This window comes from Asanoa sp. NPDC050611, assembly GCF_040654855.1.
GTDB lineage: Bacteria > Actinomycetota > Actinomycetes > Mycobacteriales > Micromonosporaceae > Asanoa.
The window spans coordinates 1-12,264 of the sequence record NZ_JBFAIU010000057.1 but is presented as its reverse complement, the minus strand read 5'-3'; the positions used below and the strand labels follow the sequence as shown (position 1 = coordinate 12,264).

At 72.0% G+C, this 12,264-nt stretch carries 11 protein-coding genes and 2 pseudogenes; 9 read left to right on the top strand and 4 right to left on the bottom strand.

Annotated features, from left to right (window positions below; translation table 11 throughout):
* Window positions 1-13 precede the first annotated feature (13 nt).
* The 5 genes from AB0H87_RS11870 (at window position 14) to AB0H87_RS11850 (ending at window position 2,832) form a co-directional block, all read left to right on the top strand.
* Window positions 14-853 carry a hypothetical protein gene (locus AB0H87_RS11870; protein WP_360143005.1) on the top strand — a complete coding sequence of 280 codons (840 nt, stop codon included), beginning with the start codon at window positions 14-16 and terminating at the stop codon, window positions 851-853.
* A 211-nt stretch (window positions 854-1,064) separates the two neighbouring features.
* The gene (locus AB0H87_RS11865; protein ID WP_360143003.1) at window positions 1,065-1,730 is read left to right on the top strand and encodes a type II secretion system F family protein; all 666 of its coding nucleotides are present in this window, start codon (window positions 1,065-1,067) and stop codon (window positions 1,728-1,730) included.
* Window positions 1,731-1,751: 21 nt separating this feature from the next.
* Entirely contained in the window at window positions 1,752-1,919 is a 168-nt protein-coding gene (locus AB0H87_RS11860; protein ID WP_360143001.1) for a DUF4244 domain-containing protein, read from the top strand.
* A gap of 152 nt (window positions 1,920-2,071) precedes the next feature.
* Entirely contained in the window at window positions 2,072-2,377 is a 306-nt protein-coding gene (locus AB0H87_RS11855) for a TadE family type IV pilus minor pilin (RefSeq protein ID WP_360142999.1), read from the top strand.
* 32 nt (window positions 2,378-2,409) lie between these two features.
* Window positions 2,410-2,832: an Rv3654c family TadE-like protein gene (locus AB0H87_RS11850; protein ID WP_360143031.1), complete on the top strand. Its 423-nt coding sequence runs from the start codon at window positions 2,410-2,412 to the stop codon at window positions 2,830-2,832.
* 381 nt (window positions 2,833-3,213) lie between these two features.
* Here AB0H87_RS11850 and AB0H87_RS11845 read toward each other — a convergent pair whose 3' ends face one another.
* Window positions 3,214-3,807: an NAD(P)H-dependent oxidoreductase gene (locus tag AB0H87_RS11845; RefSeq protein WP_360142997.1), complete on the bottom strand. Its 594-nt coding sequence runs from the start codon at window positions 3,805-3,807 to the stop codon at window positions 3,214-3,216.
* A gap of 112 nt (window positions 3,808-3,919) precedes the next feature.
* Between AB0H87_RS11845 and AB0H87_RS11840 the strand changes: the two genes are divergently transcribed.
* Complete coding sequence (locus tag AB0H87_RS11840) at window positions 3,920-4,750, top strand: helix-turn-helix transcriptional regulator (protein ID WP_360142995.1); 831 nt, start codon at window positions 3,920-3,922, stop codon at window positions 4,748-4,750.
* Between the two features lie 3 nt (window positions 4,751-4,753).
* Here the strand turns inward: AB0H87_RS11840 and AB0H87_RS11835 are convergent, their stop codons facing one another.
* Window positions 4,754-5,881, bottom strand: coding sequence for an aromatic ring-hydroxylating dioxygenase subunit alpha (locus AB0H87_RS11835; RefSeq protein WP_360142993.1), 1,128 nt, complete (start codon window positions 5,879-5,881; stop codon window positions 4,754-4,756).
* A 535-nt stretch (window positions 5,882-6,416) separates the two neighbouring features.
* Window positions 6,417-8,627: pseudogene (locus tag AB0H87_RS11830) on the bottom strand (DEAD/DEAH box helicase); the annotation flags it as partial.
* Window positions 8,628-8,800: 173 nt separating this feature from the next.
* Between AB0H87_RS11830 and AB0H87_RS11825 the strand changes: the two are divergent.
* From AB0H87_RS11825 to AB0H87_RS11815, 3 genes are all read left to right on the top strand, one after another.
* Complete coding sequence (locus tag AB0H87_RS11825; RefSeq protein ID WP_360142991.1) at window positions 8,801-9,148, top strand: STAS domain-containing protein; 348 nt, start codon at window positions 8,801-8,803, stop codon at window positions 9,146-9,148.
* Window positions 9,145-9,582 carry an ATP-binding protein gene (locus tag AB0H87_RS11820; RefSeq protein ID WP_360142989.1) on the top strand — a complete coding sequence of 146 codons (438 nt, stop codon included), beginning with the start codon at window positions 9,145-9,147 and terminating at the stop codon, window positions 9,580-9,582. Before AB0H87_RS11825 ends, AB0H87_RS11820 begins: the two co-directional genes overlap by 4 nt.
* A 201-nt stretch (window positions 9,583-9,783) precedes the next feature.
* The gene (locus AB0H87_RS11815; RefSeq protein WP_360142987.1) at window positions 9,784-12,147 is read left to right on the top strand and encodes a sodium-translocating pyrophosphatase; all 2,364 of its coding nucleotides are present in this window, start codon (window positions 9,784-9,786) and stop codon (window positions 12,145-12,147) included.
* A gap of 22 nt (window positions 12,148-12,169) precedes the next feature.
* Here the strand turns inward: AB0H87_RS11815 and AB0H87_RS11810 are convergent.
* Window positions 12,170-12,264 (bottom strand): annotated as a pseudogene (locus AB0H87_RS11810) (DedA family protein); the annotation flags it as partial.

Genomic DNA, 12,264 nt, shown 5'->3' with positions numbered 1-12,264 from the left:
GGGCTGGTGTGCGGTGAGCGCGGTCGTGGGGGTCTTGTCGCTGGTCATCGTTGTCCTGCTGGCGGTCGGGCTGGTCGTCGTCAAGCGTTCGAGGGCGTTGCGGCGGCGACAGCAGTCGGTCCTGGCGCCGGTTGCCGCACCGGCGCGCCGGTCGTTCGCGCGCACATCGCGGGTTCCGGGTCGGCTGCTGGGGGTGGTTCTGTCCGGGCCGCGGTGGCGGGCCGCATTGCTGGCGCTGCTTGTCGGGGCTTCGGTGGGATTTCTGCTGGGCGGACCGGTCGCCGCGATCGCATTGGGTGCCTACGCGGTGGTGGCTGTGGTCCATCTGCGTCGCGCCAGGGCTGCCGCGGCGGGCCGTGCTGCCAGGTCCGCGCTGCTTGACCGGTTGACCGGGCTGGCTGCCGACCTCCGTGCCGGTGTTCCGATTCAGGCGGCGGCAAAGGATTTCGCCCCCGACCGTGGTGACCCCGGCCACCGCGGGCCCGCGGGTCCGCGCGGTCGAGGAGGGGCCGAGGAGGTTGACGGGCTGAGCGCGTTGGCGCGGGCCGCGGTGATGTTGGCGGAACGCACGGGCGCACCGCTGGCCGACCTGATCGACCGGATCGAGGCCGACGCCCGGGCCGGGGATCGCGCGCGGGCTTCGGCGATCGCGCAAGCCGCCGGCGCGCAGGCCACGGCCATGCTCCTGGCCGCATTGCCGCTGGGTGGGTTGGCGCTCGGCTACGCGATCGGCGCCGATCCGCTGGCGATCCTGCTCCACACCCCGCTGGGTGCCATCTGCGCCGTCTGCGCCATCGCCTTGCAGATCCTCGGCCTTGTGTGGTCGCAACGGCTGCAACCGAGGCTGCCATGAACGTCGCGGACGGCCTTCCTGTCGCCGCTCAGCCTGGTCCGCCGGCTGGTCGCCCTCCGTCGGTCGACGCCGGCACTTTGCGGCGCCGTGCCGGTGAAGGTGCGCACGCGATGCTCGGCCTCGCGCTGAGCCCGCCCTCGCGGCGTAGCGCACCGAGCCGCCCTGGACGGCTGCTGGCAGGCATTGGGCCGGATCGTGGGGCGGTGTCGTGATGCGCGCGTTTCGACGACCGCGGGCGAGGCGGCGGTTGGCGTCGCTGTCGGCCGCGCCGAAAGTGCGGCGGCGTCCCGACATCGCGAAGCTCGGCGCCCTTGCGACGGCGGCCGCGACGGCCGTACTCGTCGACGGCTGGTGGGGTCTCGCCCTCGCCGCGCCGGCCGCCGTCGTCGCTCACCGGGTCATCGGCCGGCTCGAACCTCCGGAGGCCAAGGAACGCCGGCTTCGCGAGGAGGCCGCCGCGCCGATCTGCACCGACCTGATCGCCGCCGCGTTGCGGGCGGGTGCGCCGGTCGACGTGGCTCTGCTCGGCGTCGCCGACGCGCTCGGCGGGCCGTTACGGGAGCGCCTGACCACCGTCGGCCGATCACTGCGGCTGGGTGCCGAGCCAGACGAGGCGTGGGGCCAGCTCGCCGACATGCCGGGCGGCACCCGGATCGCGGCCGCGGCGGTCCGGTCGTCGGCCAGCGGCGCGGCTCTCGCGGGTGCGCTGACCCGGCTCGCCGACGACCTTCGCGCCGACCGGGCAGCGGCGATGGAGGCAGCCGCGCGCCGCTCCGGCGTACTCATCGTGCTGCCGCTCGGTTTCTGTTTCCTGCCCGCCTTCATCCTCGCCGGTCTCGTGCCGGTGATCGTCGCCCTCCTCGGCGACGTGCTCTGACCGACAGAAGGGAGTCACACCGTGCGTAAGCTCCTCGCCCGGCTGCGCGACGACGACGGCATGACCACCGCGGAGTACGCGGTCGGCACCGTCGCGGCCGTAGCGTTCGCCGCCGGGCTGTTGAAGGTCGTCACCTCCGAGAAAGTGCTCGCCGCGCTTTCCGCCGTCATCAGCCGAGCGCTCGGCTGATGGCCCGGGCCCGTCTCATGCGACCCGTACCGGCGCGCCGACTCCTAGGCGGCGAACCTCCGACGCCGCCGGGAGTCCTCCGGGGCCGGCGCGGCCCGACGTGGCCGCGGTGGACGGGCCGTGGCCGCGACCGCGGTTCGACGACGGCGGAGTTGGCAGCGGCCACACCGGCGGTGGTCCTGCTGCTCTTCGTCGGCGTCGCCGCGGTCGCGGCCACCCAAACCAAACTGCAGTGCGCCGACGCCGCCCGCGACGCGGCCCTGGCCGCGGCCCGCGGCCAGGAAGGCAGCCTGTCGGCGAAACGCACGGCGCCCGACGGCGCCACGATCACGATCCAGGTGAATGGTGACACGGTCACCGCAACGGTCACGGCACCGGCGCGGGTGGTCGGCACCCGCCTACCGCCGATCGAGGTCTCCGCCAGCGCCGTCGCCGCCCGCGAACCGGAACTGCCATGACGACCCAGCCGGAACGAACCTCGGCGCCGTTGGTGCTGATCGACTACCTGTTTGCGAGCCTCGTTGGGCGTCCGCCAGCCGGCCGCCGGACGCTCACCCGCTGCCGCGACCGTGGTGCGGCAACCGTGTGGGCGTTGGCGATCGGTCTGTCCTTTGTGCTGCTCGGGATGGCCTGCGCGGCGGTTGGGGTGGCGGCCGTCGGCCGCCACCAGGCCCAGACCGCGGCCGACCTGGGCGCGCTGGCCGGTGCCGCACGGGCCCTCGAGGGTCCGGCCGCGGTCTGCACCCGGGCCGGCGAGATCGTCGCCGCCAACGGCGGTCGCGTCAGCGGTTGCGTCGTGCACGGATTCGACGTGGTCGTGACGGTCGAGGTGTCGGTACGCCTGCCACCGCGAGGGACGATCCGTATCGCGACGGCTCGCGCCCGCGCGGGCCCGGTGGCCGCACCACCTTGAGCCACCGACCGCCGCGGCGGGCACGAGCCTGATCGCGCCGCGGCGCTGGGCCTCCCGCCTGCTCACCCAACGGCGCTGTGCGCAATTCCCGGCCGGGTCGGGCTGGCGGCGAGGTAGCCAGCTTCCGCTGGGTCGGGCTGGCGGTGTGGCGGTCAGCCTCCGCCGGGTCGGGCTGGCGGGGGCGGTGGCGAGCTTCCCGTCGGTCGGGCTCCCGCGCGGTGGCCAGCTTCGGGCCGGCTAGAGGCGGCGCCGTGGTCGGGCTCGCGGCCGGGTGCAACCGGCGGAGCCGTGGCCAGCTTCCGGACGGGTCGGGCGCGCCCGACTGGGTCGAGTTGGCGACGCGGCGGCCGCCTGGGCCGGATCCAGCCGCCGCGCCGCGCGTCAGGCCGGATAGGGCGTCGCCTCGCGTGCCGTGCTCAAGGCCGCCGCCCACCACGCGAGCTGGTCCAGGAGGACCTTCGCGTAGCCGGCTGCGTCGGGGTCCAGCGGCCGGCCGTCCTGCCACCCGGTGAAGTAGTTCGGGAACGCCAGGCCGTCACGGATGGTGACCGCGTGCAGTTCGGTCAGGACGTTCTCCAGGTGGAGCACGGCGTGCCGACCCCCGGCCGGGCCGCCGTAGCTCACGAACGCCACCGGCTTCGCTGCCCACTGGGTGAAGTGCCAGTCGATCGCCGCCTTCAAGGAGGCCGGATAGCTGTGGTTGTACTCGGGTGTGACCAGGATGAACGCCTCCGCTCTCGTCAGGCTGGACGTCAGCGGCGCCAGCGCGGCCGGGCGGGGGTAGGCGTCGCCGGCGAACTTCGGCGAGGCCGCTGGCATCGACAGCGGGATGTCTATGTCGGCGAGGTCGACCACCTCGACGTCGAACCCGCCGTGGGTCTGGGCCTGCTCGGCGATCCAGGACGCGACGACAGGCCCAAACCTGCCCTCGCGAACGCTTCCGACGACGATGGCCAACGTGCGCTTCTCACTCATGAGATCCACCGTCTACGGCGACGGCCGCGGCAGCCAGACCGGGCGCAGGCTGGCCCCGACAGGGCCACGCTGCGGCATTCGGCTGGGCCGGCGACGAATCTAGACTTCGCTCATGGCAACGCCACTCGGCGACTTCGTCCGTGCCAAGCGCGACAGCATCCAACCCGAGTCGTTCGGGATCCCGGACCGTGGGCGCCGGCGCTCGCCGGGCCTGCGGCGGTCGGATCTGGCCTCGCGGGCGGGGATCAGCGTCGAGTACCTCACCCGCATCGAGCAGGGGCGCGACCGCAACCCGTCGCCGTCCGTGGTCAACGCTCTCGCGGACGCACTGAGCCTGGACACCGCGGAACGGCAACACCTCCGCTACCTCGCCAAGATCACGGGTGGTGCCTGCGTAGGGCGGCGACGACCCGAGCCGCCGAGTCGCGAGGTCCGCCCGACCGTGCTCGCGACGCTGCACCTCATGGAGCCGGCGGTCGCGTTCGTCACCAACCGGCTGGGCGACGTGCTCGCCGCCACCGCCGGCTTCGAGCTGATGGTGCGCGGAAGCGGCCTCCTGGAGACCGATGCGCCGAACCTGACCCGCTTCGTGTTCACCGACCCGCGCGCCCGCGCGTTCTTCCCGGAATGGGATCAGGTGGCCGACGAGCAGGTCTTCGACCTGTGGTTCGGGCCGTCCGCGGAGGTCTCCGAGTGGTTCACGGCCGAACTGGCGCCGGCTGCGGGGGAGGAGTTCACCCGGCGGCTCAACCGCCACCTGCCGCCCCCGCGGGTGCCACTGCGGATCAAGCACCCGAGTGGGTACGAGCTGTGCTGGCACCGCGAACCCCTCGACCTGTCGGGCACCGACGGCCAGATGCTGGTCGTGCTACTGCCGGCCGACGAGGCCACGGAGCAGGCCATGGACCGCCTGCGCCAACGGCCGCTCCGCGCGATCAGCTGAGTCCTAAGTGGAAAGCTCGGCAGCCGGATCGCGGTAGGCACGGCCGATCATCGTCACCCAGTCGTAGACGGCGTTCTCGCTGGGCGCGAGTGGCCCCGGCCGGAAGTGCGGCGACGACACACCACGTTGGACGGACTCGCAGGCGGCCCAGTCCTGGCGGTTGGTCAGGTCCCAGAACTCGACGGCGTACGCCGGGTCGGTCACCCCGGCGGGAAAGAGCCACTCGCAGGTGACACGGGTGCGCTGCGGCGACAGTGGTTCGAGGAGGTGGGTCATCACGTAGTCCGGGTGCAGCGAGATGAGCATGTTCGGGAACAGGCCGACGTAGCGGACCAGCCGTGGGTCGACCCCGTCGAGCGCGATGCCGTGGGAGCGGCCGTCGAGGGACATCGTCTCCGCGTGGTCGCGGAGGTCCATCGAGCCGCCCACCCACGCGCCGGGCTCGCGCCAGTTGCTGCCCGAGTTCGGCGGCGAGACCGCGCACAGTTCGGGGTGGATCAGGGGGCAGTGGTAACACTCGTGGTAGTTCTCCGCGATGATCTTCCAGTTCGCGGCCACCTCGTACTCGTGGCGCGCCTTGGTGTCCAACGCCTCCGGCTGGTAGGGCGCCACGTGCTTCGCGAGCGCACCGACATGCTCCGCGAACGGCCGCGCGGTGCCCGTCGCATTGACGAACAGCCAGCCGTGCCAGTCGACGGCCGGGAGTTCGACCAGGCCGAACCCTGAGCCGTCGAACTCCGGACCCATCCGCGGTGCGGTGCGGACGCGACCGTCGAGGTCATAGGACCAGCCGTGGTACGGGCAGAGCACCGCCGGGCGGTCGGCCGCCTCGCCCGCGGCCAGCAACTCGTGCCCGCGGTGCCGGCAGACGTTGGCGAACGCCCGCGGCGGCGTCCCCGCCGCGAACGTCACCAGCACGCCGACGTCGCCGACGTTCAGGGCTCGCTGGTTGGCGCCCTCGGCGAGAACGGCCGTGCGCCCGACCGACACCCATGACCCCGCGAACAGCTGCCGGCGTTCCCAGGCGAGCACGTCGGCACCGACGTACGCGACGGCCGGCAACATGGTCGACTGACCGAACGGCCGAAGCACGGACTCGAGCGCGGACGGCTCGATCGGCGCACCCACCATCCCGCCATCATCACCGACCGCCCCGCCGCCCGGAAACCGCGGAGCTACCGCATCAGGCCGCGGTCTCCGTAGACGGCCGCACCGCCAGGGCGGCACGAGGTGCGGGAAGCTCCGACTCGTTGCCGTTTGGAGAGCCCGCCAAGGGCTGCCGCTCCGCGTCGGCACGCGCCGCCAGCTTCGCCCGCGCCTTCGGCACCCGCGGCACCTCCACAACAACATCCGCAACGCCCGCCTCGGCCGCGACGGCAAGGAGGGACGCCGGGGCGTCGACCAGCAGGGCATCGGTGACGCTCGGCGTGGCTATCGCGGTAAGGGTGGCCGCGACCGCGGGAGCCGGGGCCGGCCCGTCGGCGGCGGCATCGAGCAGGCGCACATCCGGTTCGCTGACGCTCGGCGTGGCTATCGCGGCCAAGGTGGCCGCGACCGCGGGAGCCGGGGCCGGCCCGTCGGCGGCGGCATCGAGAAGGCGCACATCCGGTTCGGTGACGCTCGGCGTGGCTATCGCGGTCAGGGCTGTCGGAGCCGGCGACGCGGCGGCGGTGAGGTTCGTGAGGACCACGTCCAGGACCTTGACCGCCTCCGCCTTGGCCAGGGGGTTGTTGCCGTTGCCGCACTTCGGTGACTGGACACACGACGGGCAGCCGGCCTCGCAGGCGCACTCCGCGATCACGTCGCGGGTGGCCTGCAGCCACGCCGACGCCGAGGCGAAAGCGCGTTCCGCGAAGCCCGCACCCCCCGAGTGGCCGTCGTAGACGAACACCGTCGGCAGGCCCGTGTCCGGGTGGGATGCCGTCGACAATCCGCCGATGTCCCAGCGGTCGCACGTCGCCACCAGCGGAAGCAGGCCGATCGCCGCGTGCTCGGCCGCGTGCAGCGCGCCCGGCACGTCGGCCTCGGCCACCCCGCACGCCGCCAGCGCCGACGGGGACACCGTGAACCAGACCGCCACCGTGCGGAGCTCGCGGGCCGGTAGGTCCAGGGGTCGTGTGTCGATGACCTCGCCCGAGCCGTGGCGGCGCCGCTGATAGGACACCACCTGGCTCGTCACGTCCACCTCGCCCAGGTGCATCTCCACCGGGCCCGCCTGCACCGACGAGCCCACCCCGACCACCGACAGCGTCGTCACGTCGCGGGCGTGCGTCGTGTAGTCCGGCTCCTCCGCGTGGACCAGCGCGCAGCCGTCGTCGAGATCGAGCGTGTCGACCACGTACGACGCGCCCTGATGCAGATAGACCGCGCCGTCGTGGAGCATGAAGTGGGACGAGCCCGCGTCCGTCATGCCGAGCAACCGGCCCGTCGCCGACTCGACCACGCAGATCTGCTGCCCACCGCTGCCGCGCAGGTCGATCTCGGGTCGCTTGTAGGGGCGCCAGTACCAACCCGACGGGCGCCGCCGCAGCAGTCCGGCCGCGACCAGCTCCTCCAGCACCGGCACCGCGGCCGGGCCGAACAGCGACAGGTCCGCCTGCGTCAGCGGGCCCTCGGCCGCCGCGCAGCACAGTTGGGGGCCGAGCACGTACGGGTTCGACGGGTCCAGGACCGTCGCCTCGACCGGGCGGCCGAACAACGCCTCCGGGTGGTGCACGAGATAGGTGTCCAGCGGGTCGTCGCGGGCCACCAGCACCGCCAGCGCGTCCTCGCCCGAGCGGCCAGCCCGACCGGCCTGCTGCCACAGCGACGCCCGCGTCCCCGGATAACCACAGATCAGCACCGCGTCCAGGCCCACGAGGTCGACGCCGAGCTCCAGCGCGTTCGTCGACGCCAGGCCGAGCAGCGACCCGGACAGCAGGCCCTCCTCGAGGGAACGTCGCTCGTCGCGCAGATACCCGGCTCGGTAGGCCGCGACCCGGGAAGCCAGCGCGGGGGATATTTCCGACAGCGACCGCCGGGCCACCGTCGCGATCGTCTCGGCGCCGCGCCGGGAGCGGACGAACGCCACGGTCCGCACGCCGGCCGCCACCGCGTCCGTCAGCAGGGACGCCGTCTCACGGACCGCCGACCGGCGGACCGACGCGCCCTCCAGCGGCGGCTCCCACAGCGCGAACGTCACCCCACCGCGCGGCGACGCGTCCTCGGTCACCGGCTCGACCCGCAGGCCCGTGAGCCGCGCGGCCGCCGTCTCCGGATCTCCGGCCGTCGCGGACGCGAGCACGAACACGGGGGTGCGCCCGTACCGCGCCGCCGCCCGTCGCAACCGCCGCAGCACGTGCGCGACGTGCGAGCCGAAAACACCGCGATAGGTGTGGCACTCGTCCACCACCACGAACGCGAGCCGCCGCAGGAACGTGCCCCATGCGGCATGGCCCGGCAGGATGCTTCGGTGCAACATATCCGGATTTGTCAGGACGAAGCGCGAGTTCTGGCGGATCCACTCCCGCTCGGCCCGCGGTGTGTCGCCGTCGTAACACGCCGGGCGTACGTCCGGCACGTCCAAGCCGGCGACGGAGCGTAACTGGTCAGCCGCGAGCGCCTTGGTCGGTGCGAGATACAGCACGGTCGCCCGCGGATCAGCCACCAATCGGGACAACGCGGGCAGCTGGTAGGCCAGCGACTTCCCGGACGCGGTCCCTGTCGCCACCACCACGTGCCGACCTTCATGAGCCAGCGAGGCAGCAAGAGCCTGATGCCGCCACGGCGACGACACGCCGCGCGCCGCGAAGGCGGAGACGACCGGATCAGGCACCCACGACGGCCACGGCACGGGGTCGCCGACCCGCGGCGCGACCTCTTCGACATGCGTGACCGGCGGCCGGTCGAGCAGGCCGGACAGCAGGGCAGCCGGCCGCCCAACCGCCAAAGTCATGCCTGCACTCTCGCACTGATGTACGGACGAGTCGACGCCGGGTCAGGTCATCGCTGCATACACAGCGTGTCGATGGTTAGATCGCAGGGACGAGACACGACCGCGGGAGGCGTTCGATGGAGCTGTCGCTCTCGACCCGGACCCAGGGCGAGCACACCATTCTCGAGGTGGGCGGCGAGGTCGACGTCTACACGGCTCCTCGCCTCCGCGAGCGCCTCATCGAGCTGATCGACGCCGGCGCCACGCAAATCGTTGTGGACCTCGGCCGGGTCGACTTCCTCGACTCCACCGGTCTCGGCGTGCTGGTCGGCGCGCTCAAGCGGCTCCGCGCCGCCGGCGGTGGGCTCAGCCTGGTCTGCGACAAGGAACCCCTGCTGAAGATCTTCCGGATCACGGCGCTCGACCAGGTCTTCCCGCTGTTCGCGACCGTCGAAGCGGCGACACAGGCCGGCCCGGCCGCGTGATGGCGACAGTTCGTCTCTCGTTCTCCCCGGCTCCGGTGCACGTCCGGACCGCCCGCCTGGTCGGTGTCGCGGTCGCCCGGCGGGCCGGCGTGGCCGAGGAGCTCCTCGACGAGGTGCGGCTGGCGATCGGCGAGGCCTGCACCCGCGCGGTCGCGCTGCACCGGCAGTACGGGCTGACCGACCTGGTCCTGGTCGAGATGTCCGACGGCGGCAGCTACATCGTCCGGGTCATCGACCGCGCACCGATCGAGGCGGGCCTGGGCATCGCCGCGTTGCCGCCGGACGAGTTGGCCAACGAGTCGCTGACTGACGAGGCGCTGACCGTTGGTGTCGGGTTCGCCCTGCTCGCGGGGTTCGTCGAAGATCTCCAGGTGCGTCCCGTCGACGACGGCATCGGCACCGAAGTACGCATGGTCTGGCCGGTCGCGCGCTAGCAGAGATCACGTTTTGTGCGCGACAACCCCGCGCCGATGTGAATGTCAACACTGTGTACGGCTAGAGTACGCGGGTTATCAGCTAGCGCCCTGACCTCTACTTCCGTGTGGGTCGGGTGCGTCGTTGCTCTCCACATGGAGACGTCCCAGGCCGGGTTAGTCCTCCGGCGGGACGCGTAGGTCGGTTATTGGAGGACATAGATGTCCGGGACCGGGACCTTGGCCGCCGACAGTGGTGGCCTGTCCCTTACCAGTGCGAACTTTTCGTACGTGATCGTCGCTTTGGTCATCGCTCTCGTGGCGCTTGGCTTCGCGGCCACACTGCGTCGGGCGGTTCTGGCGACCGGTAAGGGCACCACCAACATGCAGGAGATCGCGGGCGCTGTGCAGGAGGGCGCCTCCGCTTACCTGCGCCGCCAGTTCAGAACGCTCGCGATCTTCGTAGTGATCGCCGTGATCCTGCTCTACGTGCTGCCGGTGCATGGCGCGGACGGCAACGAGACGCTGGTCAAGATCGGCCGCTCGGCGTTCTTCGTCGTCGGCGCGGCGTTCAGCGCCTTCATCGGCGGCGCCGGCATGGCGCTGGCGACCCGCGCCAACCTGCGGGTGGCGGCTGCCGCCCGTGAGGCGGAGGGCGGCCGTGAGAAGGCGATGCAGATCGCGTTCCGCACGGGTGGCGTCGTCGGCTTCCTCACCGTCGGCCTCGGCCTCGTCGGCGCGACCGTCGTCGTGCTGCTCTACAAGGGCGACGCGCCGACCGTGCTCGAGGGCTTCGGCTTCGGCGCCGCGCTGCTCGCGATGTTCATGCGGGTCGGCGGCGGCATCTTCACCAAGGCCGCCGACGTCGGCGCCGACCTGGTCGGCAAGGTCGAGCAGGGCATCCCGGAGGACGACCCGCGCAACGCGGCGACCATCGCCGACAACGTGGGCGACAACGTCGGTGACTGCGCCGGCATGGCGGCCGACCTGTTCGAGTCGTACGCCGTGACCCTGGTCGCCGCCCTGATCCTGGGTCGGGCCGCGTTCGGCCAGGACGGCCTGGTCTTCCCGCTGATCGTCTCGGCGATCGGCGCGATCATCGCGATCATCGGCGTGTTCATCACCCGGCTGCGCGCGAGCGACCGCAACGGCCTGCAGGCGATCAACCGAGCGTTCTACATCTCGGCGGCGATCTCCGCCGTCGCGGTCGCGGTCGTCGCCTGGTTCTACCTCAAGCCGTCGTTCGCCGAGTTCGACGGAGTGTCCCCGGAAGTCGCCGCGATCACCCGTGACCCCCGTTGGGTCGCGATCGGCGCGGTCGTCATCGGCATCGTGCTGGCCGCCGCCATCCAGGCGCTGACCGGCTACTTCACCGAGGTCGAGCGCCGTCCGGTGCAGGACATCGGCAAGAGCTCGCAGACCGGCGCGGCCACCGTCGTGCTGGCCGGCATCAGCGTCGGCCTCGAGTCGGCCGTCTACTCGGCGCTGCTGATCGGCGCCGGCGTGTTCGGTGCGTTCCTGCTCGGCGGCGGGTCGCTGACCCTGTCGCTGTTCGCGGTCGCGCTGGCCGGCACCGGCCTGCTGACCACCGTCGGCGTCATCGTCGCGATGGACACCTTCGGCCCGATCTCCGACAACGCCCAGGGCATCGCGGAGATGTCCGGCGACATCGACGAGCACGGCGCGAAGACGCTGACCGAGCTCGACGCCGTCGGCAACACCACGAAGGCGATCACCAAGGGCATCGCGATCGCTACGGCCGTCCTCGCCGCGACCGCGCTGTTCGGCTCGTACACCAACTCGGTGGCGACGTCGCTGACCGACGCGGGCGTCTCGGACGTCGGCAACTACATCCTCAACCTGCTCAACATCAGCAACCCGCGGAACCTGGTCGGCCTGATCGTCGGCGCCGCGGTGGTGTTCCTGTTCTCCGGTCTCGCGATCAACGCGGTGGCCCGGTCCGCCGGCGCCGTCGTGGTCGAGGTGCGCCGCCAGTTCCGGGAGTTCCCGGGCATCATGGACCGCACCCAGCGGCCCGAGTACGGCAAGGTCGTCGACATCTGCACCCGCGACGCGCAGCGCGAGCTGCTCACCCCGGGTCTGCTGGCGATCCTGGCGCCGATCGCGGTCGGCTTCGGCCTCGGTGCCGGCGCGCTGGCCTCCTACCTGGCCGGTGCGATCGGCGCGGGCACGCTGATGGCGGTCTTCCTGGCCAACTCCGGTGGTGCCTGGGACAACGCCAAGAAGCTGGTCGAGGACGGTCACTACGGCGGCAAGGGCTCCGAGGCCCACGCCGCGACCGTCATCGGTGACACCGTCGGTGACCCGTTCAAGGACACCGCCGGCCCGGCGATCAACCCGCTGATCAAGGTGATGAACCTGGTCGCGCTGCTGATCGCGCCGGCCGTCATCACGTTCAGTGTCGGCGACGACGCGAACACCGGCCTGCGGATCGCCATCGCCCTGGTCGCGGCGGCCGTGATCGTGGCTGCCGTGGTGTTCAGCAAGCGCAAGCCGGTCGCGATGTCGGAGGCCGATTCGGGAAAAGATGAGGCTTCGTCGCAAGCGGAGCGCGTGAACGTCTGACCAAGCGCCCCAACGAGTACGGCAGCACGATCAGTGCGACGAACGGCAGGATGTAGCGGTCGATGTGCGTGCCGATGGCGTCGTAGATCTTCCCGGCCAGCAGGTAGCCGATCAGCA